General features: G+C 38.2%; 26 protein-coding genes and 2 tRNA genes. 2 read left to right on the plus strand and 26 right to left on the minus strand.

What is annotated here, in order from left to right:
* Positions 1-5: 5 nt before the first annotated feature.
* The 16 genes from NSS70_RS20290 to NSS70_RS20365 form a co-directional block, all read right to left on the minus strand.
* Positions 6-821 carry a two-component system regulatory protein YycI gene (locus tag NSS70_RS20290; RefSeq protein WP_094244808.1) on the minus strand — a complete coding sequence of 272 codons (816 nt, stop codon included), beginning with the start codon at positions 819-821 and terminating at the stop codon, positions 6-8.
* Positions 808-2,151, minus strand: coding sequence for a YycH family regulatory protein (locus NSS70_RS20295; protein ID WP_339198157.1), 1,344 nt, complete (start codon positions 2,149-2,151; stop codon positions 808-810). The genes NSS70_RS20290 and NSS70_RS20295 overlap by 14 nt, the downstream gene beginning before the upstream one ends.
* Positions 2,148-3,980 (minus strand): cell wall metabolism sensor histidine kinase WalK, encoded by a 1,833-nt coding sequence (gene walK, locus NSS70_RS20300; protein ID WP_340882437.1) that lies wholly within the window; start codon positions 3,978-3,980, stop codon positions 2,148-2,150. The genes NSS70_RS20295 and walK overlap by 4 nt, the downstream gene beginning before the upstream one ends.
* A gap of 2 nt (positions 3,981-3,982) precedes the next feature.
* Positions 3,983-4,696: a response regulator YycF gene (gene yycF, locus NSS70_RS20305; protein ID WP_063387767.1), complete on the minus strand. Its 714-nt coding sequence runs from the start codon at positions 4,694-4,696 to the stop codon at positions 3,983-3,985.
* 309 nt (positions 4,697-5,005) lie between these two features.
* Positions 5,006-5,078: transfer RNA gene (locus tag NSS70_RS20310), tRNA-Phe, on the minus strand.
* 104 nt (positions 5,079-5,182) lie between these two features.
* Positions 5,183-5,258: transfer RNA gene (locus NSS70_RS20315), tRNA-Lys, on the minus strand.
* 219 nt (positions 5,259-5,477) lie between these two features.
* Entirely contained in the window at positions 5,478-6,770 is a 1,293-nt protein-coding gene (locus NSS70_RS20320; RefSeq protein ID WP_063387766.1) for an adenylosuccinate synthase, read from the minus strand.
* A 154-nt stretch (positions 6,771-6,924) separates the two neighbouring features.
* Complete coding sequence (dnaB, locus tag NSS70_RS20325) at positions 6,925-8,295, minus strand: replicative DNA helicase (protein WP_063387765.1); 1,371 nt, start codon at positions 8,293-8,295, stop codon at positions 6,925-6,927.
* Between the two features lie 114 nt (positions 8,296-8,409).
* A complete protein-coding gene (gene rplI / locus NSS70_RS20330) occupies positions 8,410-8,856 on the minus strand; it encodes a 50S ribosomal protein L9 (RefSeq protein ID WP_063387764.1) in 447 nt (148 codons plus the stop codon).
* Entirely contained in the window at positions 8,853-10,829 is a 1,977-nt protein-coding gene (locus NSS70_RS20335; RefSeq protein ID WP_339210731.1) for a DHH family phosphoesterase, read from the minus strand. Before NSS70_RS20335 ends, rplI begins: the two co-directional genes overlap by 4 nt.
* Positions 10,830-10,865: 36 nt before the next feature.
* Positions 10,866-11,792, minus strand: coding sequence for a YybS family protein (locus NSS70_RS20340; RefSeq protein ID WP_339210733.1), 927 nt, complete (start codon positions 11,790-11,792; stop codon positions 10,866-10,868).
* 126 nt (positions 11,793-11,918) lie between these two features.
* A complete protein-coding gene (gene rpsR, locus NSS70_RS20345; RefSeq protein WP_044748995.1) occupies positions 11,919-12,155 on the minus strand; it encodes a 30S ribosomal protein S18 in 237 nt (78 codons plus the stop codon).
* Between the two features lie 43 nt (positions 12,156-12,198).
* A complete protein-coding gene (gene ssb / locus NSS70_RS20350) occupies positions 12,199-12,696 on the minus strand; it encodes a single-stranded DNA-binding protein (protein WP_063387761.1) in 498 nt (165 codons plus the stop codon).
* Between the two features lie 66 nt (positions 12,697-12,762).
* Positions 12,763-13,050, minus strand: coding sequence for a 30S ribosomal protein S6 (gene rpsF / locus NSS70_RS20355; protein ID WP_063387760.1), 288 nt, complete (start codon positions 13,048-13,050; stop codon positions 12,763-12,765).
* A gap of 103 nt (positions 13,051-13,153) precedes the next feature.
* Positions 13,154-14,251, minus strand: a complete 1,098-nt coding sequence (ychF, locus tag NSS70_RS20360) for a redox-regulated ATPase YchF (protein ID WP_063387759.1) — start codon at positions 14,249-14,251, stop codon at positions 13,154-13,156.
* A 148-nt stretch (positions 14,252-14,399) separates the two neighbouring features.
* On the minus strand, positions 14,400-14,606 hold the full coding sequence (locus tag NSS70_RS20365; RefSeq protein WP_063387758.1) for a DUF951 domain-containing protein: 207 nt from the start codon (positions 14,604-14,606) through the stop codon (positions 14,400-14,402).
* Between the two features lie 250 nt (positions 14,607-14,856).
* On the opposite strand from NSS70_RS20365, the gene yyaC reads away from it, so the two are divergent.
* Entirely contained in the window at positions 14,857-15,474 is a 618-nt protein-coding gene (gene yyaC, locus NSS70_RS20370; RefSeq protein WP_063387757.1) for a spore protease YyaC, read from the plus strand.
* 13 nt (positions 15,475-15,487) lie between these two features.
* Here the strand turns inward: yyaC and NSS70_RS20375 are convergent, their stop codons facing one another.
* From NSS70_RS20375 to rpmH, 10 genes are all read right to left on the minus strand, one after another.
* Positions 15,488-16,342: a ParB/RepB/Spo0J family partition protein gene (locus NSS70_RS20375; RefSeq protein ID WP_063387756.1), complete on the minus strand. Its 855-nt coding sequence runs from the start codon at positions 16,340-16,342 to the stop codon at positions 15,488-15,490.
* Positions 16,335-17,096, minus strand: a complete 762-nt coding sequence (locus NSS70_RS20380; RefSeq protein ID WP_063387755.1) for a ParA family protein — start codon at positions 17,094-17,096, stop codon at positions 16,335-16,337. Before NSS70_RS20380 ends, NSS70_RS20375 begins: the two co-directional genes overlap by 8 nt.
* Before the next feature lie 265 nt (positions 17,097-17,361).
* Positions 17,362-18,204 (minus strand): nucleoid occlusion protein, encoded by an 843-nt coding sequence (gene noc / locus NSS70_RS20385; RefSeq protein WP_063387754.1) that lies wholly within the window; start codon positions 18,202-18,204, stop codon positions 17,362-17,364.
* A 105-nt stretch (positions 18,205-18,309) separates the two neighbouring features.
* Positions 18,310-19,026, minus strand: a complete 717-nt coding sequence (gene rsmG / locus NSS70_RS20390; RefSeq protein WP_063387753.1) for a 16S rRNA (guanine(527)-N(7))-methyltransferase RsmG — start codon at positions 19,024-19,026, stop codon at positions 18,310-18,312.
* A 36-nt stretch (positions 19,027-19,062) separates the two neighbouring features.
* Positions 19,063-20,949, minus strand: a complete 1,887-nt coding sequence (mnmG, locus tag NSS70_RS20395; protein WP_063387752.1) for a tRNA uridine-5-carboxymethylaminomethyl(34) synthesis enzyme MnmG — start codon at positions 20,947-20,949, stop codon at positions 19,063-19,065.
* A 17-nt stretch (positions 20,950-20,966) separates the two neighbouring features.
* The gene (gene mnmE, locus NSS70_RS20400) at positions 20,967-22,352 is read right to left on the minus strand and encodes a tRNA uridine-5-carboxymethylaminomethyl(34) synthesis GTPase MnmE (RefSeq protein WP_339198172.1); all 1,386 of its coding nucleotides are present in this window, start codon (positions 22,350-22,352) and stop codon (positions 20,967-20,969) included.
* Positions 22,353-22,811: 459 nt separating this feature from the next.
* The gene (gene jag, locus NSS70_RS20405; RefSeq protein ID WP_094244817.1) at positions 22,812-23,480 is read right to left on the minus strand and encodes an RNA-binding cell elongation regulator Jag/EloR; all 669 of its coding nucleotides are present in this window, start codon (positions 23,478-23,480) and stop codon (positions 22,812-22,814) included.
* Positions 23,477-24,250, minus strand: a complete 774-nt coding sequence (gene spoIIIJ, locus NSS70_RS20410; protein ID WP_063387749.1) for a YidC family membrane integrase SpoIIIJ — start codon at positions 24,248-24,250, stop codon at positions 23,477-23,479. The genes jag and spoIIIJ overlap by 4 nt, the downstream gene beginning before the upstream one ends.
* Positions 24,251-24,352: 102 nt before the next feature.
* Positions 24,353-24,703: a ribonuclease P protein component gene (gene rnpA / locus NSS70_RS20415; RefSeq protein WP_063387748.1), complete on the minus strand. Its 351-nt coding sequence runs from the start codon at positions 24,701-24,703 to the stop codon at positions 24,353-24,355.
* An 86-nt stretch (positions 24,704-24,789) separates the two neighbouring features.
* Positions 24,790-24,924: a 50S ribosomal protein L34 gene (gene rpmH, locus NSS70_RS20420; protein WP_063387747.1), complete on the minus strand. Its 135-nt coding sequence runs from the start codon at positions 24,922-24,924 to the stop codon at positions 24,790-24,792.
* Positions 24,925-25,423: 499 nt separating this feature from the next.
* On the opposite strand from rpmH, the gene NSS70_RS20425 reads away from it, so the two are divergent.
* The coding region (locus NSS70_RS20425; RefSeq protein ID WP_340734385.1) for a DnaA N-terminal domain-containing protein at positions 25,424-25,756 on the plus strand (333 nt) is incomplete at its 3' end.

The following is a 25,756-nucleotide window of genomic DNA, read 5'->3' on the forward strand; positions in this document are numbered from 1 at the left end:
TTCACTCACTCCAAATTATTATTCTCTTTCTCCGGTTTAATGACCTGACCTTCCAATGCATTCACATAATAATCTTCTGTTTTATTGACAACTACATGCCATGTCGGAGCCAAAATTTGCTGTTCCGACAGCGGGTATTGTGTGTAATATCCGTATTCTACATCGGTTACTTTACTGTTAGATTTCAAATCATTTTTTTCATAAAGAGCTTCCAATGCTTTAATCGCAGGCAATATTTCCTGCTTCTCCAATTCTTTTATATCTTCTAGCAATGTTTGCTGATAAGACACAATTTCATTTTTATCATTTAAATAAAAGACAATCATACCGATTCCATCACTTACATCTTGAAAAATAATTTTTCCTTTGTATTCCTGCAGACAAATAATTTCCCTTGTTTCTTTGCTGTAGCGCCAAAACTTGTATTGACTGCCCGCAATGATTTGTGTTGTTAAAATTTGCTTGATCTTATTTTCGATACTTTCTCCTACAATTGGAATCGGTTTGTCAAAACTCATCCGAAGCTTTGTTACCGAACGAGTCAACTCCTCATCAGGCAGCATCGGCTTTTGATTTTTCAGTTGTTCGATTTCTTCTTCCTTAAATATTTTGCTTTCTGCCGTTATATAAGAACCTTCTATTACTTCTTTTGGAAGCTTCCCAAATTGTATATTTTCCGCTGCAAACTGCTCTTCAATCGTCGTTTTCGTGATCATATCATATTTGGAGCTTTTGATTTTTTCAACATACTGAAAAGCTAAATAAATATCAAGGATCAGGAAGGCAATAATAAACACCGTTTTCGTTTTACTCCAATCCAATACCTTCCCCTCCTTTACCCGCTTTTTTCACATTCAGCCTTTGATATTTATCGTTTTCGAGTTCAATGCACCATATCGGCTCCAAATTTACGATATTTTGCCGTGACGACTGTTGTATGTCATAAGCGGGAAAAATACGTTTTATTTTGTCGGCTTCAATGCTTGGATTATCCTTAATAGCTTCAATTATATCTGCTGCTTTAGGTAAAGTCGTTTTATCTTCCCGGATAAAACCATCCAAATAAAATAACGGACGCTGATATAAGGCAATATCATTCTTTCCCCAGCTTTGCATAATCGTCGTGATCGAATAATGCGAATCGCTGAACGAAAATACTGGCAAATTTCGAACCGTTAGACGAAAATAAATTTTCTGTTCTTGATCCGTTTTTTCGAAGCGATAATCATTTAATCCTGACAGCCAACCGCCATGTTTGTTCAAAAAATCAATGCTCTGCAAGATCAATTTTCCTTTTTCCGTCGTTAAAGACTGGTCAATTGTCGGATTAACGTAAACAACCCTTTCTTTATCTTCGTTGATGACAAGCTGACGGGAGCTGTCTGTATACACAAATTCGGAAGCATTGACATCCCGTTTTACATAACTTGGATCACTAAACAATGCATTTTTAAACTGCTCACCGCTCATTGATTTTGTAAAATATTGAAGGCGATGAATCGGAAACGGCTTTTCAGGCAAAAATAATCCGTTCCAAAACACGTAGCTTTCAAAGCTTTCTTTTTCTTTATACACTTCCGTCCACAAATTGCTTAAAGCGGTTTTCACCTGTGCTTCTACAACATATTTATGCTCGTAGTCGACTAAATAAAGCTTTCGGTTCGCTTTCTCGTTTGTCAGAGGAATGTAAATCCGATCAAATTCTATATTGAAATCTTCTTCATCCGTCCAGTCGGTTATTGATAAGAGGGCTGACATCGGAATCGAGTCGTTAAAAATAACTTCAAAGTTAGGGGTTGAATTATGTATTTCCCTGTTTATCCATTGATTAAAACCATATTGCTTTTCAATCTCTCCAGAAATATTTTTGAATTCTTCTAGCTCCCACTGACGGATATCCTTCCAAATTCTTTCGATGACGATTTCGTCATAAGTTGCGTAATGTTTTATTTTTTCATGAATCATAATATGATCCGGCTGCACGACTTCATAAGGCTTTTTTGTTACATTGCTTAACGGGTTGTTTTCAATATAGTTGGAGTTCGAAATTTCCCCGTAGTTTGGCTGATATGTCCAAATATTCCAGGTGAAGAATAAACTTGTCAGCACTAAAAATGTTAAAATAATGGATTTTATCGTTTCCCGGTTCATAGCCAATCATCCTCTTGGTTCTGTTCATATGGCAATGTGAAAAATACAGTCGTGCCTTTTCCTTCTTCACTTTCCACCCAAATTTCTCCTCCGTGTGCTTCCACCATCTCTTTTGCAATTGCAAGACCTAGACCGGTTCCGCCCATTTTGCGTGATCTAGCCTTATCAACACGATAAAAACGTTCAAAAATTTTTTTCACACTTTCTTTCGGAATTCCAATGCCTTCATCTTTTACACTGACTTCAATATGGTCAACTTGTTCTTTTACTTGAAAAGAGATTTTTCCGCCTTCAGGAGAATATTTCAATGCATTGGAAATAATATTATCGAGCACTTGCGTAATTTTATCGGGTTCAATTTCTACATAAAGGCTTTTTTTCGGAATGTTTCGTACAAATGTGACATGCTGCTGCTTAGACATTTCAAAACGGTCAATAATTCTGTGGAAAAAGTCTGTGAAATTCACCATGTCTTTATTTAATTGATAATCTTTACTATCTAGTTTTGATAGCTGGAGCAAGTCATTAACCAGCCTAATCATCCGCTCCGTTTCGTTTTGCGTCACTTGTAAAAATTTTGGCGCGATCGTTTCGTCTTTCCAAGCCCCTTCCGCCAATGCTTCCAAATAACTGCGCATTGTAGTAAGCGGCGTCCGCAGCTCATGAGAAACGTTTGCGACAAATTCACGCCGCTCTTGGTTGATTCGTTCCTGCTCTGTTACATCGTAAACTACTGCAATCAATCCGTTAATATGATCTTCATCAATTTGTATCGTAGAAAAGCTGATTCGTAATATATACGGTTTTTCCTCTGTGCTGAAATCTAACAGCATCGGTTCTTGCTGGTTCACTAAATCTTCAAAAGTACATTCATCCGTTAAATCTAAAAGCTCCACAATTGATTTTCCTAAGGCTGTTTCACGTGAAACATTCAACATTTCATGGGCCGGATTGTTCATGACAATTACTTTTCCATGCCGATCTGTGGCTATGACACCTTCTGTCATATGAGTAATAATAGACGCCAGCTTTCTGCGCTCTTCTTCAGTTGTTTCCTGTGCTTCCTCCAATTTTTCCGTGAGATGATTGAATGTTAATGCAAGCTGTCCAATTTCATCTTCTCCATACACTTTTACTTTTCTGGAAAAATTCCCTTTTGCCAGCTCCAACGCTTGCCTTCTCATATCTGACAACGGACGGGTTATAGTGCGGGCAAGAAAAATTCCTAGCGCCGCGGTAATAAGAAGGGACATCCCTGTGCCTGTTGCAAAAATTTTGTTAATCGTCCGCAATTGTGAAAAAACTTCCTCCATTGAGGCAACGACATAAACAACGCCAATTGTTTCTCGTTTATAATCTGTGACGATCGGAGTCGCTGATACGTACATTCGATGCTTCGTTTGCGGATCAAGCAAAATATTGCTTTCAGGCGAACCGACGATTAAAGTCCGTTTAATCATATTTTCAGTTGTTCTTTTCCCGATCACATCTTTGTTGTAATCAGATGTCCCGATGACACGCGCATCTTGGTCCACTACGCGAACTTCATGAATTTCCTCCCGTTTAAAATCTTGCAAAATAGCAGATATCTCATCTTCCATATTCAATGATTCGTCCACTTCTTCATTCGTCATCGCTTGCTCAATCTGGTAAGCCAGCAAATCAATCCGCTGCGAAAGGGAAGATTTAAAATTTTCTATAAGAGAAGATTCCAATTCCTTAACGAAGTAAATACCGATGATTTGCATAGCCAAAATAATCAGAAGCACATAGATCAGCACAATTTTAAAATGTATCGAACGGAAAAAACTCACTCGACTGCTATACATGTTCACTGCTCCTGTTCAGGATTGCGTAAATAATAACCTACCCCTCTTCTTGTCACAATCCATATTGGATGACTTGGGTTGTCTTCAATTTTTTCCCTAAGTCTTCTAACCGTGACATCTACAGTTCTGACGTCTCCGAAATAGTCATATCCCCAAACGGTTTGCAGCAAATGCTCTCGGGTCATGACCTGTCCAATGTGCTTCGCTAAATAGTGAAGCAATTCAAACTCACGATGAGTAAGCTCGATCGTTTCTCCCCGTTTTGAAACGACATATGCATCAGGATGAATAACGAGAGAGCCGATTTGAATTTCCGACTGTTCAGAAGCCGCTTCCCTTGCAGCATTTGTTTGCTGTCTTCGTAAATTTGCCTTTACCCTTGCCAAGAGCTCTCTTGTGCTGAATGGTTTTGTCACATAATCATCAGCACCAAGCTCCAGACCAAGTACTTTATCGATTTCTGAATCTTTCGCAGTCAGCATAATAATCGGCATTTCATATTTTTTTCGAACTTCCCGGCACACTTCCATTCCATCCTTGCTGGGAAGCATAATATCTAACAATATCAAGTCAGGTTTAATTTCTTCCACCATTTCAATCGCGCTTGTTCCGTCATAAGCACAGTATACATCAAAACCTTCTTTTTTAAGATTAAACTCTAATATATCTGCAATTGGTTTTTCGTCATCAACAACTAATATTTTTTTATTTTCCATCATTTTCTCCCCTTTTGATCTATTAACTTTACTTTACCACGATTACATTCATCTCATCATCAACTTTCAATACAAATGGAAAAAACAAGCAGAAAACCCCTAGCTATTGCTAGAGGTCTTAAATTCAATAGGTTTTGGAACTTAGAGTAAACCCCTGTAAATTCCTATCAAACCTATTATATCAATTTTTATCTTATTGTAACAGCTTGAGATGAGAAATCAAATTTCTATTTACAACCACAAATGTTACCAATTTTGGTTTAACATACTTATAGCCAAAAATAGCACGGATAAACCGTGCGTATGAAGTGGCTCGGGACGGAATCGAACCGCCGACACAAGGATTTTCAGTCCTTTGCTCTACCGACTGAGCTACCGAGCCGTATAAAGTTTTCAAGAATGCGAACTCTTTTTCCCTCTCTCAACCCTTTCATATATGTGGATTCTCGAATGTGAGGCAGCTTGTATAATATTTCTCGATTGTAATGGTGAGCCATGGAGGATTCGAACCTCCGACCCTCTGATTAAAAGTCAGATGCTCTACCTACTGAGCTAATGGCTCATAAAAAATTTTTTCCTTCTAATCCATTTTAAAATTTGTCAGATGTCCCTTCCTCTTCTAGCTTTTTCGAGGATGATGGATGCATTGTGCGAACAGTTCGGAGCCAATACGCTCATTTTTCTCAAGACGTGTATAATAATATCATTTCTAGAGGGACAAAACAACGATTTTTTTTAATTTCACAAAAAAAAGAGGGAACAGCCGATCCCTCCAAGTTTATTATATTGGACTGTATACACTGCGGACAACATTTGTTTGTGAACGATCTGGACCAACTGAAAAGATGGAAAGTGGGATACCTGTTAACTGGGAAATCCGTTCAACATAATGACGTGCATTGTCAGGAAGATCGTCCAAGCTTTTTGCCCCCGTAATGTCTTCCTTCCAACCCGGCAATTCCTCATAGACAGGTTCGCACTGTGCAAGTACTTTTAAACTTGCTGGAAATTCTTCTAAAATTTCACCTTTGTATTTGTAGGCGATGCATATTTTTAATGTTTCGATTCCTGTCAATACATCGATGGAATTTAAAGATAAATCAGTTATTCCGCTTACCCGGCGCGCATGGCGAACAACAACGCTGTCAAACCAACCCACTCGACGCGGACGTCCTGTTGTTGTACCATATTCCCGTCCAACTTCACGAATTTGATCGCCAATTTCATCGTGGAGCTCTGTCGGAAACGGACCGTCTCCTACACGAGTTGTATAAGCTTTTGATACGCCGACAACATGTTTAATTTTCGTAGGACCTACACCTGCTCCAATTGTCACACCGCCTGCTACTGGATTGGAAGATGTAACAAAAGGATATGTACCTTGATCGATATCAAGCATAACACCTTGAGCGCCTTCAAATAAAACACGGCGTCCTTCATCAAGCGCGTCGTTCAGCACAACAGATGTGTCGCATACATATTGTTTGATTTGTTGGCCGTACTCGTAGTATTCATTTAAAATCTCTTCCAGTTTAAACCCTTCAACTTCGTATACTTTTTCAAACAGGCGATTTTTTTCTTCTAAATTTCTTCTCAATTTTTCTTCAAAGACTTCACGATCCAATAAATCAGCGATGCGGATGCCAATACGGGCTGCTTTATCCATATAGGCTGGACCTATTCCTTTTTTCGTCGTCCCGATCTTGTTGGCTCCTTTTCGTTCTTCTTCCACTTCATCCAATTTTAAATGATAAGGCAAAATGACGTGAGCGCGGTTGGAAATTCGCAGATTATTTGTTTGAATTCCCCGTTTATGCAAACCGTTCAACTCTTCTACCAGCGCTTTAGGATCGACAACCATTCCGTTTCCGATGACACAAATTTTATCTTGATAAAAAATACCGGATGGGATTAAATGCAGTTTATATGTTTCACCGTTAAATTTGATTGTATGGCCAGCATTGTTTCCACCTTGGTAACGGGCGATCACTTCCGCATTTTGAGAAAGGAAATCGGTTATTTTCCCTTTTCCTTCATCCCCCCATTGTGTACCAACAACAACAACTGATGACATGTGTGCACCTCCGTGTTCACCAAAAATCCAATACAAAGAAACAAGTTTATTCTACCAATTGTAGCAAGTAGAGTCAATAAAATCCGAACGTTCACTTTATTATTAAATATTTTGTTCGTGTTATATAAGATGCTTACAAAAAACAACTGCCTCATCAAGAGACAGCAGGAGGAATATGATCGTCTTCATATCTCCTTTCAAGATTTACAAATTTATTATATTCTTTTACAAATGCAAGCTGGACAGTTCCTACAGGGCCGTTCCGCTGCTTGGCTATAATGATTTCAATAATATTTTTGTTTTCTGATTCCGTATTGTAGTAATCATCTCTGTATAAAAAGGCGACGATATCTGCATCCTGCTCAATACTACCGGACTCCCGAATATCTGACATCATCGGGCGTTTATCTTGACGCTGCTCGACGCTTCGTGAAAGCTGGGATAATGCGATGACCGGCACTTCCAATTCACGTGCCAAAGCCTTAAGAGATCTTGATATTTCCGAAACTTCCTGCTGGCGGTTTTCCCGATTCCGCCCGCTTCCTTGAATTAATTGCAAATAATCTATGATAATTAAACCAAGGCCCTTTTCCTGTTTTAACCGTCTGCACTTGGCGCGAATATCACTCACTCTTATGCCAGGTGTATCATCAATATAAATGCCGGCATTTGATAAACTCCCCATTGCCATCGTCAACTTTCCCCAATCATCCGGGGTTAAATTTCCCGTTCGCAAATTTTGGGCATCTATGTTTCCTTCTGCGCAAAGCATACGCATGACAAGCTGTTCCGCACCCATTTCCAAGCTAAAAATCGCTACATTTTCGTCCGTTTTCGTCGCAACATTTTGAGCGATATTTAAGGCAAATGCAGTTTTACCGACAGACGGGCGGGCCGCTACGATAATTAAATCATTTCGCTGAAAACCGGCCGTCATACGATCCAATTCGGAAAAGCCTGTAGGAATTCCTGTAATTTCCCCTTTGCGATTGTGGAGCATTTCAATTTTATCGTATGTTCGAACAAGAATATCTTTAATGTTTTGAAACAATCCGGCTTTTCTCCGCTGCGCCACTTCCATGATGCTTTTTTCGGCTTCTGTTAAAAGTGTTTCCACATCGTCTTCCCGATTATAGCCTTCTTGAGCTATAGCCGTTGCTGTTCGTATAAGTCTTCTCAATATCGATTTTTCTTCAACAATTTTCGCATAATATTCGATATTTGCTGCTGTAGGAACGGATCCCGCTAAATCGCTTAAATAAGAAACCCCGCCAACCTCTTCCAAAATTTTCGCATCCGCCAAGTCTTTTGTCACAGTTACTAAATCGACGGGCTCTCCTTTTTCTGAAAGCCTCAACATCGATTGAAAAATCTTTTGATGGCTGGATCGATAAAAATCTTCAGGAACTAATATTTCGGAAGCTAACATAAGCGCTTCAGGTTCTAAAAAAATTGCCCCAAGCACTGCCTGCTCTGCTTCTATATTTTGTGGTGGAATTCGATCACTGACCAGAAGATCATTCAAGATGATCACCGCCTTACCGTGGACACATAAATTTTTTCTCCAAAAAGTATAAAGAGAAATGTGGCATTACTTCAAGATCAACTTCTTTCCATAATACCACATTGCTCCTTGCCATTATTCTTCTGTAACATGTACCTTTAACGTCGCCGTCACTTCCGAATGAAGCTTAATCGGAACATTTGTATAGCCTAAAGAACGAATCGCATCTGGAAGATCAATCTTCCGTTTATCGATTTGAATATTATGTGCTTTTTTTAATTGATCAGCAATTTGTTTGCTTGTTACAGAACCAAATAATCTTCCGCCCTCACCGGCTTTCGCTTTTAATTCAACCGTGATTTTTTCAAGCTGTTCTTTTAATTTTTTTGCCTGCGCTAATTCTTCCGCTGCCTCTTTTTCTTCTTTTTTCTTTTGCGCTTCCAGCTGTTTTAAATTGGCACTCGTCGCTTCAACAGCCAAACCTTTTTTAAAAAGATAATTTTGGGCATAGCCGTCAGCTACATTTTTTACTTCACCTTTTTTCCCTTTCCCCTTTACATCTTGTAAAAAAATTACTTTCATTCTTCATTTCTCCCTTCTAAATATTGTTGAACAGCTTCTTTTAATCGTTTTTCTGCTTCATTTATCGTAACATGCTCCAACTGGGTCGCGGCATTTGTTAAATGCCCTCCACCTCCAAGTGCTTCCATTATTAATTGAACATTAAAATCGCCCAATGATCTAGCACTAATACCGACTGTATGTTCATCACGCTTCGCAATGACAAACGACGCCAATACGCCGTTCATTGATAAAAGAGTGTCAGCTGCCTGAGCAATGATCACTTGATCGTAATATTCATCTTCTCGATCTGCTTTTGCTATTGCAACCCCATTATTCATAATCTCTGTGTTTTGAATGAACTTGGCACGTTGAACAAATTGTTGAATATCCTCTTTCAACAATTTTTGGACAAGGATTGTATCCGCTCCTTTTGATCGCAAATAAGACGCCGCATCGAATGTTCTAGAGCCTGTTCGAAGCGTGAAGCATTTTGTATCTACCGTAATACCTGCCAACAATGCAGTTGCCTCTATTGTACTCATTTTAAATTCTGCAGGCTGATATACTAAAATTTCCGTAACAAGTTCAGATGTAGATGATGCATAAGGTTCTATATAAACAAGCAGTGGATCTTGAATAAATTCTTCTCCCCTGCGATGATGGTCAATGACTACTACATGGTCAATTTCGCTCAGCAATTTTTGTTCAGCCACCATTGAAGGTTTATTCGTATCTAGAATCACGAGAAGAGAATGATCTGTTGCAATATTCAGGGCTTCATCCGGAGTGATGAATCTGGACCATAACTCAGCGTCCTTCTTTACTTCCTCCACAAGCTTTTGAAGTCCTTGGCCGAATTCTTCATGGTTTACAACAATAAAACCTTCTTTATGATTGATTTGCGCCACCTTCAATATTCCTATTGCTGAACCAATTGAATCCATGTCAGGATTTTTATGACCCATAATAAATACTTTATCACTTTCACGAATGATTTCTTTTAATGCATGGGAAATCACTCGAGCTCTAACGCGTGTGCGTTTTTCGATCGGATTTGTTTGTCCGCCGTAAAATTTAACCTTGCCATTTCCCCGTTTAATAGCAACTTGGTCTCCTCCGCGGCCTAAAGCAAGATCTAGACTCGACTGCGCCAGATGCCCCAATTCAGACAGATCTTTAATGCCGGCTCCAATCCCGATGCTTAAGGTGAGAGAAACATTTTGAATAACCGCTTTTTCTCTGACTTCATCTAAAATAGAAAATTTCGTTTTTTCAAGCTCAGCCAAAATTTTTTCATTAAAAACCGCAATAAAACGTTCAGAGGAAACTCTTTTTAAAAAAATACCGTTATCGACTGCCCATTTATTTAATATGGATGTCACAAGGCTGTTTAAATTGCTCCGCTTTTGATCGTCGAGCCCTTGTGCGATTTCATCATAATTATCTAAAAATATATAAGCTAAAACAATCCGTTCGCTTTCATACTGCTTTTTTAGTTCCGTGTGGTCCGTTTCATCAAAAAAATAAAGAAGCCTTTCTTCTTTTTTGACAATGACGCGAAATTTACGGTTTTGAAGAGTCACGATATCGGAATCTATCCCTTTTTGAAATAACACTTTTAATGTTTCAGAAATTTCGTCAAGAGGACGACCGACCAGCTTGTCGTTCTTAAAATATGAAGCTAAAAATGGATTGACCCATTCCACGGCAAATTGATCGTTGATAAGCATAATGCCAATCGGCATCTTCATAAAAACTTCATCGCCAGCTTTTTTCAAACGAAACGTTAAATCAGAAATAGAATGTTCCAATTCCAATTTCAATCGTTTAACAGCATAAAAGAAAAAAAACAACAGACAACCTGCAACGATTGCGATAATACAGCCAATCACCCAATTATAAAATAACAGAAAACCGATCATTGCCGCTATTACGCCAATGAGTGCGTATAACGGGTAAAAGAATAAAGGTTTTTCAAAAAAACTCGGCATTTTATTCAGCTCCTTGCAAAAAGAACGAACCAAGGCCTAACGTATTTTTTCGCGGAGATTAAACCCTAAATCAATGATTCCCAATATTCGTACTGGATAAAGAAGAATTGGCAAAATAAATGTTCCAATTACAATCAATACCGGCACTGCTTTCGAAAGTTTTTTCACATGACAAAAATAAAAAATAAAGGAAAACCCTTGAATTAAAAGCACAGTCTGTAAAACAAACACAATATTGTAAAGCGCGATATTTAAGAAAGATTCTTTAGGCAAATTGATAAGCATAAGGAGAGTGGCGATTAAATAATACCAAATAATACTTTTTGGAAATTTCCAGTCGCGGAAAGGGGTGATTGTTCCAACATTCAATTTTAATCTTTTTATAATTCCAATGTTCAATATATGTATAATCGCGGCTAACATAAATGACACAATGACAAACATGCTCGGAAGCAAGTTCATTAATAAATCAAACTGCTCGTTCATTTGCTCCATCATTGTTTTTTTCATTTCTTCATCCATTGAAGGGAATGCGGCTAATGTTTCCCTTACTGAAGACTTGGTTTGTTGTATAACATCACTAAAAAGATCAACGCCCAAAAAAACAATTGATAACGCATAATCAAGAACGAAATTGATGAGCAATGAAATGGTGCCGCCTATTAACGCAAACAGCTGCCGTTTTTGACGATAAAAGTATGCCATTATGATACCTGTCACACTGAACATGAGCCCAATCGGCAGCGAAACGATGGAGCCGACCAAAAATGTCATCACGATTGATGCTAATAATAAAACAAAAGACTGCTTGATTCCGTGGCGGATACCGAAAATAATAAACGGCGTCGAAAGGAAAAATATTGATATAACGCTTAATATCGGAACATATAAAGTAATTAATAGAAAAACGGTATAAATAGCAACGAATATAGCACCTTCTGTTAAAACATTCGTACGTTTCACAGACTCACCTCAATCAAGACTCATACCATTATTTTAATCTAGACTTTTTAAACAATCAAATCATGGTTTCATTTAACGGACAAGAAAAAAGCAACAAGGGATTCACCTTGCTGCCTTTGAAATTTCTTATTTATCATCTGCAACATAAGGAAGCAATGCCATTTGACGGGCCCGTTTAATGGCAACTGTTAATTTCCGTTGATATTTTGCACTCGTTCCTGTTACACGGCGAGGCAAAATTTTTCCGCGTTCAGAAATGAATTTTTTAAGCAAATCAACATCTTTGTAATCAATGTGCGTAATGCCGTTTGCTGTGAAATAGCACACTTTCCGGCGTTTACCGCGGCCTCTGCGTCCAGCCATTACAATTCCTCCCTTCTTTACATTTATCTAGGCGTACAATCGGTTAAAATGGTAAATCATCATCTGAAATATCAATCGGTTGTCCATCATTAGCAAATGGATCATCGTCAAAGTTTTGGTGGTTCTGATTATTCCGGTTTGGATCAAATGGTGCACCGCCATATGGATTTGCATTTCCTTGATTTCCTGCAAAAAATCCCGAATTATTCCCGACTGCGGCACTCTTCGGTTCTAAAAATTGAACACTGTCCGCCACAACCTCTGTTACAAATACTCTTCTTCCCGTTTGATCTTCATAGCTGCGTGTTTGAAGACGGCCATCAACACCCGCAAGGCTGCCTTTTTTTAAATAGTTGGCTACGTTTTCCGCAGGACGCCGCCAAACGACACAGTTGATAAAATCTGCTTCGCGTTCCCCTTGCTGATTTGTAAAATTTCGATTAACTGCCAATGTAAAGGTTGCAACGGCTACACCGCTGGGCGTGTATCGTAATTCGGGATCTCTTGTAAGCCGACCGACCAAAACGACACGATTCATCATTTCAGAACCACTCCTAAAATGTCTTTTAAGATGATATTACCATTTTAACACGTATATTGGAACAAATTACTCTTCTTCTTTAACAATGATATGACGTAAAATATCTTCATTGATTCTTGCCAAACGGTTAAATTCTTCAACCGCTTGAGGTGAAGCTTGAACGTTTAAAATCATGTAAATACCATCTCGGAAGTCTTTAATTTCATAAGCGAGACGGCGTTTTCCCCATTCCTTCACCTCTGTAATCTCCGCACCATTGTTCACAAGAATGCCGTTAAAACGCTCAACTAGCTCTTTTTTAGCATCCTCTTCAATGTTTGGACGGATAATATACATAATTTCGTATTTTCTCATTCTCTTACACCTCCTTTTGGTCTTGACGGCCCAATTCGGGCAAGGAGTAATTATCATTACTCACAAACCAAAATTATAGCAAAATTTTATTGATCCCGCAACATTAGACATTGAATCGAAAATGAATAATATCTCCGTCTTGAACCTCGTAATCTTTTCCTTCCAATCGAACCTTTCCAGCTTCTCTTGCAGCAGCCATCGAACCTGCCTCAATTAAGTCTGTATAGGAAACTGTTTCGGCCCGAATAAATCCCCGTTCAAAATCAGAATGAATGATGCCTGCGCACTCAGGTGCTTTCATTCCTTTGCGGAACGTCCATGCCCGAACCTCTTGTTCCCCAGCAGTAAAATATGTGGCGAGTCCCAGCAAGCTGTAAGATGCTTTAATTAATTGATCTAAACCAGATTCTTGAATTCCAAGCTCCTGCAAAAACATTTCTTTTTCTTCCGAATCAAGCTCGACCATTTCAGATTCAATTTTTGCACATACGACAATTACTTCGGCATTTTCCGCAGCAACATATTTGCGCACTTTTTCCACATATTCATTACTTCCAGAGGATATATCTTCCTCACTAACATTTGCTACATAAAGTACAGGTTTAATGGTGAGCAAATGAAGCTGTTTTACATATTTCATCTGTTCTTCCGTGAATGAAACAGAACGGGCGGGCTTTTCATTTTCAAACGCTTCTTTTAACTTCATTAAAATTTCATATTCAAACATAGCTTGCTTGTCTTTTTGTTTTGCTATTTTGGCAACGCGATCGATCCGTTTATCAACTGTTTCCAAATCGGCCAAAATTAACTCGATGTTAATTGTTTCAATATCTGCAATCGGATCCACTTTTCCGTCAACATGCGTAATATTTTCATCATCAAAACAGCGAACAACATGGCAAATTGCATCCACTTGGCGAATGTGAGACAAAAATTTATTGCCAAGACCTTCTCCCTTGCTTGCCCCTTTGACAATTCCTGCAATATCAGTAAATTCAAATGTTGTCGGAACCGTTCTTTTCGGCTTAAATAATTCTGAAAGCTTTTGCAGGCGATAATCAGGCACTTCAACAATTCCTACGTTCGGATCAATGGTACAAAACGGATAGTTCGCACTCTCGGCCCCCGCTTGTGTGATCGCATTAAACAGCGTTGATTTTCCAACATTCGGAAGACCAACAATACCAGCAGTTAATCCCATGAATTTTCCACTCCTCTTTTTGTACGGACACTATCTCATCAACTAATCTTCACCCATTATAGATAGGAACAAGAAAAATGACAAGCTTTCATCCTCCAAATCGATCAGCTCTATAAAAAAAAGACTGCCGATTTAAGGCAGCAGTCTTTCATTGTTGCTTCTCACTATGTTTTTCAATGACTTTTTTCATCTTTCTTACAAATTCTTTTCTCGGCATGAGAACACTATGGCTGCAACCTTCACATTTAATACGGATATCCATTCCCATTCGGATCACTTTCCAGCGATTTTCTCCGCAAGGATGAGGTTTCTTCATTTCAACAATATCATAAAGGTCAAATTCCTTGTTAACCATCTAAGCCGTCATCATCCCTTCCTTAAATATTCCATTTATAGCAAACATACAGTATATCTTTTTAGTTAAAGCGAAAAGCCATCTATACTTAGATGGCGCCATGATAGATTTATTTTAACAAGTTTTGTATTTGATTTGTACCTTTCATCAAGCCAATTCCGTTTGAAGGTATAAACACTATTCATTTTTAGGTATAGAAAATTTAAATATTCCGTATACTGGTAATACTATTTCAGGGGGTGAATGGCCGATGAATGTAAAAACAAATTTTTTCCCTTATAAAAAAGAAAAAGAAAGAATCTTTTATCATCATACAGATGCTGTTACTAAATTATCACTAAAAATTGGAAGTCTTATACCAAAAGAACATCAAGATTCCATCGTCGTTTTATGCATTGGAACAGATCGTTCAACAGGAGATGCGTTAGGTCCGATAGTCGGAACGAAGCTAATGGAACAAAATTTAACTCATGTTCATATATTTGGGACTTTGAAATCTCCGGTTCATGCTGTCAATTTAGGAGAAACGATTGAGACAATAAACAATCAGTTCGAACATCCCTTCATCATTGCTGTGGATGCTTGTTTAGGTCTCTATCAAAACATTGGTTCTTTTCAAGTAGCGGAAGGTCCCTTAAAGCCAGGTGCAGCTGTCAATAAATCGCTTCCGGCGGTCGGAGACATGCACATCACTGGAATCGTTAATGTCAGCGGCTTTATGGAGTTTTTTGTTTTGCAAAATACGAGGCTCCATCTTGTTATGAGCATGGCTGACGTCATCTCAGCAAGTTTGATCAATACCTTCAATTCTATAAGGGAATCTGAACAATCAAACGTATCGCTATTTCGAAGAGGATTTGAATTTTAGCTGTTCTTCAACATCAAGATGATACTTTTACATCCAACAGTTCTAAAATACGCACCAAATCTTCTTTCGAAAAAAACTCAATCTCTATTTTACCTTTCTTCTTTTGCTGCTTAATGGAAACGGATGTTCCAAATTTTTCTCGTAAAAACGATTCTTGTTCACGTATAAAAGCATCTTTTTTCTCTATCTTTTTCTTTGTTTCACGTGAAACACTTTCATTCATCTGCTGCACTAACTGTTCTACTTGCCGGACATTTAAATTTTCTTTTAAAATTTTATTCACTAAATATTCAAGTTTCTCTTTTTTCTTTATGCCAAGCAATGTTCTCCCATGACCCATTGATAGCTTGCCTTCAGATATCAATGTTTGGACGAACGGTGGAAGGCTTAGGAGCCGCAAATGATTGGCAATATGCGGACGGCTTTTGCCAAGACGTTTTGCCAATTCTTCTTGTGTAATGTTCAAATGCTCCAAAAGCGATTGGTACGCTTTCGCCTCTTCGATCGGGGTTAAATCTTCCCTTTGCAAATTTTCTAATAGAGCGATTTCCATCATTTGCTCATCTGTCAACTCTTTCACAACTGCCGGAACTGTCTTAAGCTTCGCTTCTTTTGCTGCTCGATAACGGCGTTCACCGACTACAATTTCATAGCCTTTTATGCTCTTTCGGACTATCAGCGGCTGTAAAATTCCGTGCTGCAAAATGGATTGCTTAAGCTCTTCAATCGAACCAGGGTCAAATGTTTTTCGCGGTTGATAAGGATTTGGACGTAAATCCCCTATTTTAATATCTTGCACCACTTCTTCCTTATTCAGTTCTAAATTGGCAAAAAGTGCATTAATTCCTTTCCCTAATCCTCTAGCCATTTGCCACCACTTCCTTTGCTAATTCTAAATAAACCTCTGCCCCTTTGGATCTTGAATCATAAAGGATAATAGGCTGTCCATGGCTCGGTGCTTCACTAAGCCGCACATTTCGTGGAATAATGGTTTGATACACTTTGTCTTGAAAGTATTTTTTTACCTCATCAATTACTTGAATGCCTAAATTAGTCCGCGCATCAAGCATTGTCAGCAATACACCTTCAATCATCAAATCCGAATTCAAATGTTTTTGAACCAACCGAATAGTATTTAACAGCTGGCTTAATCCTTCCAAAGCATAGTACTCGCATTGAACTGGAATAATGACCGAATCCGAAGCCGTTAGCGCATTGAGTGTTAAAAGTCCGAGCGAAGGCGGGCAATCAATTAATATGTAATCGTATTGCTGCTTCACTGGTTCAAGCGCTCTTTTTAATCGGACTTCACGGGAAATCGTCGGAACTAATTCAATTTCAGCACCTGCAAGTTGAATAGTTGCTGGAATCACATCAAGATTTTCAATCTGTGTTGTTTTAATGACTTTTTTTACATCTGCATCCTCTACTAAAAGATCATACACACAAAGGTCGACATCCGCTTTTTCAATACCAACCCCACTTGTCGCATTACCTTGAGGGTCTATATCGACTAATAGAACCCTCTTTCCTGTGTATGCTAAGCAAGCTCCGAGGTTAACGGAAGTTGTTGTTTTTCCAACGCCGCCTTTTTGGTTCGCTATGGAAATGATCTTACACACGGTGTCACCTGCTTTCTCCTACTTCAAATGTTCTATTGTATTTTATTTTATCACGAAAATGCTTAAATGTAGGTGATATCTTTGGGGATGTTTCACAAACTTTTTTCTTTTGTAGGTGGAAATGCTAGGAATTCATTCTTTTTTCAAAAAAATAAAATATTGTCGTATTTCCCGGAAAATAATTTGTTGCTGTCGAACATTCTGTCCAAGTCTTTTTGCTAAGTTTTTTTATAATAAAAAACTCTTCACGAAAAAGTGTGAAGAGTTATTTTGGAATTTTGATCGTTAATTGTATATAGTTTTCAAATTCTTCTTCTTTTGAATCTATTTTAACTCCTGTTTCAGCCACCATAGTCAAAGATTTCCGAATCGTATTCAAAGCAATTCTCGTATCTCTGCTGAAAGCTTTTCTTTTCGGTTTTTGCTTTTCTTCTTTTTGGTCTAACATTTTAACTACGCGATCTTCTGTTTGTTTAACATTTAACTGTTTTTCAATAATTTCGTTTAACAATTTAATTTGCAATTCATGATCTTTTAAAGGAATGAGTGCTCGCGCATGACGTTCCGTAATGGATTTGTTTAACAATGCCTCTTGAACTTCTTTTGGGAGCTTCAGCAGACGTAGTTTATTGGCAATCGTCGATTGTCCTTTTCCAAGCCTTTGAGCTAGCGCTTCTTGAGTCAGCTGATGGAGTTCAATTAATTTTGCATAAGCAACTGCTTCTTCAATGGCTGATAATTCTTCCCGCTGCAAGTTTTCAATTAAGGCGATTGAAGCGGTTTCTTTATCATTATAATTTTTTACTATAGCCGGAATTTCCATCCATCCAAGTTTTTTGACAGCTCTCCATCTTCTTTCCCCGGCAATAATTTCATACCGTTCATCCGTTTTTCTGACAACAATCGGCTGTATAATGCCATGAGTTCGGATTGTTTGCGCCAATTCATCAATTTTATCTTCAGAAAAAACAGTTCTCGGCTGAAATGGATTAGGGACGATCTCATCAACAGGAATATGCAAAATTTCTTCTTTTACATCTTTTTCTTCTTCAAAGTCCGTCACATCTTTTTCCCCAAAGCCAAATAATCGAGAAAAAGGATGCTTCATATGCTGACACCACCTTTAGAAACTACCAGCATTTATTAAATTTCTCGTTTTCTAGACAAATTTCCTGCTAAAAATGACAAACAAAAAATATTATTTTCAAACAAGTTACTCAATAGGCATTTTATTTGGTGTGCCGGGCTTCCTAGGATACTTTTTCGGAGTAGCACGATGTTTATGAATCACAATGATATTGCGCTGACTTTTTTCAATGGGCAATTGAAAGGAATGAATCGTCTGGACTTGTCCGCCAAATAATGAGATCGCTTTATTTGCCCCTTTTAATTCTTCTTTTACCGATTGAGCCTTCAATGCCAAAAAATCACCATTTACTTTCACGAGCGGGATACAAAGTTCACTTAGTACGGATAATCGTGCTACAGCCCTAGCTGTCACGATATCAAAAGATTCCCGAAATATTTTCTTTTGACCGAACGTTTCCGCACGATCGTGGTATAAAAAGACATTTTCCAAATTTAGTTGAGCAGTTAAATGCTCTAAAAACGTAATTCGTTTTTTCAAAGAGTCAACGATTGTCAACTGCAAATGAGGAAAGCAAATTTTCAGCGGAATGCCGGGAAAACCAGCACCCGCTCCAACATCGCAAACGGAAAGAGGTCTGTTAAAATCATAAAAAAAAGCAGCCGAAATAGAATCATAAAAATGTTTGATATACACTTCTGTCCGATCCGTTATGGACGTCAAATTCACTTTTTCATTCCATTCCGTTAGGAGCTTAAAATATGCTTCAAATTGTTCCAATGCTTGTGAGGAAAGTGAAATCCCTCTTTCCTCCAGCAACGTTTGAAACTGAATACTATCCATCGCTCTATCCTTTCGTCTCCATTGTAATAAATCTCTTTATTCATTAGACACGCGGGCGATACGGCCTTGTTCCAAATAAACAAGTAAAATAGAAATATCCGCCGGATTGACGCCTGATATGCGTGAAGCCTGTGCAACTGATATCGGCCGAACCTGTTTTAATTTTTGCCGCGCTTCTGTTGCAAGTCCATTGATAGCGTCATAATCAATGTCTTCTGGTATTTTTTTGTTTTCCATGCGTTTTAATTTCTCTACTTGCTGCAACGATTTTTCAATATATCCTTCATATTTGATTTGAATTTCTACCTGCTCCTCCACTTCTTTAGGCAAAGCTTCACTTTCGGTAAGCATTTTTATATGTTCATAATTTATTTCTGGACGCTTCAAAAGGTCTGAGGCACGGATGCCGTCTTTTAACGGACTTCCCCCGACTTCTTCAATCAGTTTTTGAGTCTGTTCATTCGGCTTGATAATGATGGAACGGAGGCGTTTTTTCTCATTTTCTATCGCTTCTTTTTTGGCCAAAAACTTTTCATACCGCTCTTTTTTAATCAAACCGATTTTGTATCCGAGTTCTGTCAAACGCAAATCCGCATTGTCATGGCGAAGGAGAAGACGGTATTCGGCTCTTGATGTTAAAAGACGGTATGGTTCGTTCGTTCCTTTTGTCACCAAATCGTCTATTAATACACCGATGTAAGCATCAGAACGGCTGAGAATGATCTCTTCTTTATTCAACGCTCTTCTAGCGGCATTAATACCGGCCATAATTCCTTGACCAGCTGCTTCTTCATATCCTGAAGTTCCGTTAATTTGTCCTGCCGTATATAAATTTTTCACTTTTTTCGTTTCTAGCGTCGGCCATAGCTGTGTTGGTACGATCGCATCATATTCAATGGCATATCCAGCTCTCATGATTTGTGCATTTTCAAGCCCCGGAATGGTAGATATCATACGGCGCTGTACATCTTCCGGCAGGCTTGTAGAAAGCCCTTGAACATAGACTTCTTCCGTATTACGGCCCTCAGGCTCCAAAAAGATTTGGTGGCGCGGTTTATCATGGAAACGGACAATTTTATCTTCAATAGACGGACAATAACGAGGTCCTGTCCCTTTGATCATACCAGAATACATGGGAGATCTGTGCAAATTTTCGTCAATGATTTTATGAGTTTCACTGCTTGTATACGTCAGCCAACAAGGAAGCTGATCGGTAATATATTTTGTTGTTTCGTAGGAGAATGCACGCGGCTCCTCGTCTCCAGGTTGAATTTCTGTTTTGCTGTAATCAATGGTTTTACTGTTGACTCTTGGAGGTGTCCCTGTTTTAAAACGAACAAGTTCGAATCCAAGCTTTTCTAAATGCTCTGACAGCTTAATGGACGGCTGTTGATTGTTTGGTCCGCTTGAATAAGAAAGGTCTCCGATAATGATTCTTCCACGCAAAAACGTCCCTGTTGTTAAAACAACTGTTTTCGAACGGTATTCGGCTCCTGTCTGCGTCACGATCCCTTTGCATATACCGTCTTCTACAATTAATTCTTCGACCATTCCTTGAAGCAATGTTAAATTTTCTTCCTGCTCCAGCGTCTTTTTCATTTCCCTTTGATATAAAACTTTATCGGCTTGTGCCCGAAGTGCACGAACAGCAGGTCCTTTTCCTGTATTTAACATTCTCATTTGAATATATGTTTTATCAATGTTTTTTCCCATTTCTCCGCCAAGCGCGTCAATCTCACGGACGACAATTCCTTTTGCCGGCCCGCCGATTGAAGGATTACATGGCATAAAAGCTACCATATCCAAATTAATGGTCACTACTAAAGTTTTAGCACCAAGCCTTGCAGCCGCAAGACCCGCCTCACAGCCCGCATGACCTGCGCCAACCACGATTACATCATATTCACCGGCTTGATATCGCATCAAATTCACACCCTTTCCTATTTACCTAAGCAAAATTGCGAAAACAACTGATCAATTAAGCTTTCATGTACACTGTCGCCAATGATTTCGCCGAGGAGTTCCCACGTTCTTGTTAAGTCGATTTGAACAATATCGATTGGGACGCCTTGTTCTATTCCCTCTATAGCCTCTTCAACAGCTTTTTTGGCCTGAGATAACAACGCAATATGGCGTGTATTGGAAACATAAGTTAAATCATCTGCTTGAAGATCCCCTTTAAAAAACAAAGAACTGATCTGTTTTTCCAATTCATCGATCCCTCTATCTTCCTTTAAGGAAGTGGTCACAATTGGATGTCCATTGGCTAGCTTCTGCACTTCATCCATATCGATTTTCTTCGGCAAATCAGTTTTATTGACAATGACAATAAAATCCGTTCCCTTCACGGCTTCAAACAATTTTTTATCTTCTTCCGAGAGCTCTTCGTTATAGTTTAGCACAAATAAAATTAAATCAGCTTCTTTCAATACCTGTCGGGATCGCTCCACACCGATTTTTTCTACAATGTCTTCCGTCTCACGAATTCCAGCCGTGTCGATAAGACGGAGAGGAACACCTCTCACATTGACATATTCTTCTATTACATCCCTTGTCGTTCCTGGTATATCAGTTACAATCGCTTTATTTTCATGAACGAGTCCATTGAGCAAAGAAGATTTGCCAACGTTTGGCCGCCCAATTATAACGGTTGATAAGCCTTCCCTCAATATTTTCCCTTGGTTAGAAGTTGAAAGCAGTTTTTCAATTTCGTCTCGCACGTACGAAGCTTTTTCAATTAACATATTATGTGTCATTTCTTCGACATCATCATATTCGGGGTAATCGATGTTGACTTCAACATGTGCGAGCGTTTCAAGAATTTCCTGACGCAGCCGTTTGATGCGCTTTGAAAGACGGCCTTCCATTTGCCCAAGAGCAACATTCATTGCTTTATCGGTTTTAGCCCGAATCAAATCAATCACAGCTTCCGCTTGAGACAAATCAATTCTTCCATTTAAAAATGCTCTCTTCGTAAATTCTCCTGGTTCCGCCAAACGAGCGCCGTGCTTAAGAACTAGCTGCAAAACGCGGTTAACTGTTACGAGACCTCCATGGCAATTGATCTCAACAACATCTTCTCTTGTAAATGTTTTAGGCGCCCGCATGACAGAAACCATCACTTCTTCAACCATTTCTTGCGTATCGGGATCAATTATTTTTCCATAATGAATCGTATGGGTTGGAACATCTTTTAATTGTTTCTTTGCAGGGCTTTGAAAAATGCGATTCGCAATGTCCACCGCCTCATCGCCGCTTAAGCGGACAATCGCAATGGCTCCCTCTCCCATCGGGGTGGAAATTGCTGCTATTGTATCAAATTCCATTGTCTCACCTCGCTTTTTGTTGCGATCTATCATAAACCAATCCGGCAGTTGTTTTCATTCACCAAAGTTTAAAAATACCATATAGTCTAGAAAAAAGAAAAGCACAATGTTTATCCACAAAAAAATTATCTAATTTATTATTTTAACTTATCCACATGTTCATAACAATATTTCGCTACTTTTCACTTATTCACAATACCGTAACGTTTAAGAAACAAGCCAGATAATCTTCCATGGGGTTAGATCTGCATGTCTCGTAATTCAAAATAATGAAAAACGAAATGATTTGATAACTGGAGAAACAGCTTAAAAAACTGCTGGGCTTGAAAAATCAAAGAGGTACCAAAAAAGTTGAAGAGTCTTTAATAGAGGTTGACAGAAACCGAAAATTCCTTTTTAAAGACATCAATTTGGAGGCTAAAAAAAATGATGAATTGGCTTTCCAATTCATCAAAAAACTTATTTTGGTGCGATGACGACATATCGATTGGGCTCTGTTCCGACTGAATACGTTTGAACCCTTTCATCTTCCATTAACGTTGAATGAATGATTTTTCTTTCAAAAGAAGGCATGGGCTCCAAAGAAAATTCCTTATTTGTTTTTACAACTTTATCTGCCAATTTTACCGCCAATTGAGTCAAAGTCTCTCGGCGCTTTTCACGATAATTTTCAGCATCCAAAATAATGGGTACGTAATCGGTTGACGTTTTATTCGCTACAAGCTGTGTCAAATATTGCAAGGAATTTAACGTTTGTCCTCTTTTCCCAATTAGAATTGCCAAATTTTCCCCTTTAATATTAAAATACGCTGTTTTTTCTTCAAGTTTAATATCAACGGAAGCTGTAATTCCCATTTCTTTTATAACCTGCTCAAGGAAATTTTTCGCCTCGTCCAATGGATTAAGATCCGTATTCTCGTTCCATTTTAACAAAGCATCCGTCAATTCGCTTGTTTCCTTTAATTTCACATGGACAATGGCAGGTTTTTGGCCAAATATCCCAAAAAGCCCTTTTTTTCCTTCATCGATAATTCGAATATCCACTTGTTCCTGCTCAACATTTAATTCTTTTAAGGCTTTCTTCACAGCATCCTCAACGGTCTGTCCAGTAGACGTTATTTCTCTCACTTTTGAGCTCCTCCTGCCTTTTCAGAAGCTTTGCGTATATCTGAACCTTTGATCACAAGAGTTTGGACAATCATAAAAATATTTCCGACTACCCAATAAAGTGATAAAGCTGCTGGGAACGACACCGCAAAAATGACAATCATAATCGGCATCATCCAAAGCATTGTTTGCATTTGCGGATTTATGTTTTCTGTTCCTGCCATCATTAATTTTTGCTGAACAAATGTCAAAATGCCTGCTAAAAGAGGTAGAATAAAATAAGGATCTCTCTCACCTAGATCGAACCATAAAAAGCTGTGTTCAGCAATTTCCCGGGTTCTCATAATGGCATGGTAAAATCCAATTAAAATTGGCATTTGAATTAATAGTGGTAAACAACCGGCAAGAGGATTAACACCATGCTTTTGAAATAAAGCCATTGTTTCTTGTTGAAGCTTTTGCTGTGTTTTTTGGTCTTTCGAACTGTATTTCTCACGCAGCTTTAAAATTTCCGGCTGAATTTCCTGCATGGCCTTTGAATTTTGAATTTGTTTGATCATTAACGGCAAAATCGCTAATCGAATTAAAATGGTTACGATGATAATGGATAAACCATAATCATTTCCAAATAGCTGCGCAAAATATGTAATTAACCAAGAAAGCGGATAAACAATGTACTGGTTCCAAAAACCTTCACTGTCTTTTGTAATCGGTTCATTTATTTCCGTACACCCGGACAAAACAGAGGCTAGTCCAAGAATAGCCAGCAATAATACTATTCGCTTCTTCAAAAAAACTTCCTCCTAACAAATTCTATATATCATAATTAAAAATAATCCGTTTCCATTCAAAAAGTATTTTACCATCTTTTTTGTAAAATTGCTTTTGATTTCTTAATGATTTTTTGTCTGATAAATGTTCATTTTTATAAAAAGATGAACAAGACTTTTTTTTACCTCATGATAATTCATTTGCGCAGACGGTTTCCTCGCAATAATAATATAATCCTTCCCTTTAGCGATATTGTCCTTCTCTTCTAAAAATACTTGACGAATCAAACGTTTTACTTTATTCCTCGTCACGGCATTGCCAATTTTTTTACTGACAGACAGCCCGATCCGAAAATCTTTTATATCCGGCTGATCAAGCATATAAATAACGAACTGTCTGTTCGCCATTGACTTTCCTTTTTGAAATACTTTTTGAAAGTCCTTATTTTTTTTTATCCGGTTCCTTTTTTTCATTCCATTCACTCCGACTCTCCGATTTACTCGAGAGATCAAGTAACTTCATTTTGTGTAAAAAAGACCACTGACTTTTTTTCAGTGGTCTACGCTGATAATACTTTTCTTCCTTTACGGCGTCTCCGAGCTAAAACCTTTCGACCGTTTTTTGTGCTCATCCGGCTGCGGAATCCGTGAACTTTGCTGCGTTTTCTTTTATTTGGTTGATATGTTCTTTTCATTCTATGACACCTCCCCGAGGATTAACTCTAAAAAGACAGTCTTTCTAATTATAGTAAAGGAATATCCTAATTGTCAACTAAGGTCCATTGTACTATCGTCAAACAACATTGTGGATATTTTTTTATAAAAAATACAGTTTTACAGCAATTATCGACATTTTTTTCACACATTTATCGACATGTGAATATTTTTTTCAACAGCATGTTGTCTTGTGGATAAACTTTCAAAACCCATTGCAACACATAGGTTATTTTGATATGATATTTGTGTTTTACCTCTGAATATCTTTCATTTATCATTATATTATCCACACATTGTGGATAAATTGTGGAAAGTTGTTAACGGCCCTGTGAAGGAAGTTTTCCACACTCTCTGAATTTTGTAGAAAAGTTATTTTTCTACTATATTAAATATTTTTGTGCAAACATATGTGGAATGCATATTTATTCATTGTTCATTTTTTACAGCCGATGTAAAGGAGGGTGACCCCAAAGAGCCATGGAGAACATAGAGGACTTGTGGAATCGGGTGCTTGCCGAAATTAAAAAAAAGGTCAGTAAACCGAGCTTTGATACCTGGCTAAAATCTACAAAAGCACACGCTTTACAAGGTGATTTGCTCATCATTACTGCTCCAAATGAATTTGCGAGAGATTGGTTGGAATCCAGATACCTGCATTTAATCGCGAACACAATATATGATCTAACAGGAGAAGAAATCGGTATAAAATTTATCATTCCGCAAAATTTGACAGACGATGAATTTATGCCTAAAGCCCCCATTAAAACATCGCCAAAAAAAGGGGAAGAGACAAATGAATTTCCCCAAAAC

The sequence above is a fragment of the Aeribacillus sp. FSL K6-2848 genome, from assembly GCF_038004325.1.
GTDB lineage: Bacteria > Bacillota > Bacilli > Bacillales > Aeribacillaceae > Aeribacillus > Aeribacillus composti.

What these genes read in the sequence shown, in the direction of transcription:
- NSS70_RS20375 (WP_063387756.1), bottom strand. Translation starts at nt 16,342, where the DNA reads ATGGCTAGAGGATTAGGGAAAGGAATTAATGCACTTTTTGCCAATTTA.
- yycF (WP_063387767.1), bottom strand. Translation starts at nt 4,696, where the DNA reads ATGGAAAATAAAAAAATATTAGTTGTTGATGACGAAAAACCAATTGCA.
- NSS70_RS20335 (WP_339210731.1), bottom strand. Translation starts at nt 10,829, where the DNA reads ATGCCGAGTTTTTTTGAAAAACCTTTATTCTTTTACCCGTTATACGCA.
- ssb (WP_063387761.1), bottom strand. Translation starts at nt 12,696, where the DNA reads ATGATGAATCGTGTCGTTTTGGTCGGTCGGCTTACAAGAGATCCCGAA.
- noc (WP_063387754.1), bottom strand. Translation starts at nt 18,204, where the DNA reads ATGAAGCATCCTTTTTCTCGATTATTTGGCTTTGGGGAAAAAGATGTG.
- walK (WP_340882437.1), bottom strand. Translation starts at nt 3,980, where the DNA reads ATGTATAGCAGTCGAGTGAGTTTTTTCCGTTCGATACATTTTAAAATT.
- mnmE (WP_339198172.1), bottom strand. Translation starts at nt 22,352, where the DNA reads ATGGAATTTGATACAATAGCAGCAATTTCCACCCCGATGGGAGAGGGA.
- NSS70_RS20320 (WP_063387766.1), bottom strand. Translation starts at nt 6,770, where the DNA reads ATGTCATCAGTTGTTGTTGTTGGTACACAATGGGGGGATGAAGGAAAA.
- NSS70_RS20295 (WP_339198157.1), bottom strand. Translation starts at nt 2,151, where the DNA reads ATGAACCGGGAAACGATAAAATCCATTATTTTAACATTTTTAGTGCTG.
- NSS70_RS20365 (WP_063387758.1), bottom strand. Translation starts at nt 14,606, where the DNA reads ATGGTTAACAAGGAATTTGACCTTTATGATATTGTTGAAATGAAGAAA.
- ychF (WP_063387759.1), bottom strand. Translation starts at nt 14,251, where the DNA reads ATGGGATTAACTGCTGGTATTGTTGGTCTTCCGAATGTTGGAAAATCA.
- rpsF (WP_063387760.1), bottom strand. Translation starts at nt 13,050, where the DNA reads ATGAGAAAATACGAAATTATGTATATTATCCGTCCAAACATTGAAGAG.
- rsmG (WP_063387753.1), bottom strand. Translation starts at nt 19,026, where the DNA reads ATGGATAGTATTCAGTTTCAAACGTTGCTGGAGGAAAGAGGGATTTCA.
- rplI (WP_063387764.1), bottom strand. Translation starts at nt 8,856, where the DNA reads ATGAAAGTAATTTTTTTACAAGATGTAAAGGGGAAAGGGAAAAAAGGT.
- rnpA (WP_063387748.1), bottom strand. Translation starts at nt 24,703, where the DNA reads ATGAAAAAAAGGAACCGGATAAAAAAAAATAAGGACTTTCAAAAAGTA.
- yyaC (WP_063387757.1), top strand. Translation starts at nt 14,857, where the DNA reads ATGAATGTAAAAACAAATTTTTTCCCTTATAAAAAAGAAAAAGAAAGA.
- mnmG (WP_063387752.1), bottom strand. Translation starts at nt 20,949, where the DNA reads ATGCGATATCAAGCCGGTGAATATGATGTAATCGTGGTTGGCGCAGGT.
- rpsR (WP_044748995.1), bottom strand. Translation starts at nt 12,155, where the DNA reads ATGGCTGGACGCAGAGGCCGCGGTAAACGCCGGAAAGTGTGCTATTTC.
- rpmH (WP_063387747.1), bottom strand. Translation starts at nt 24,924, where the DNA reads ATGAAAAGAACATATCAACCAAATAAAAGAAAACGCAGCAAAGTTCAC.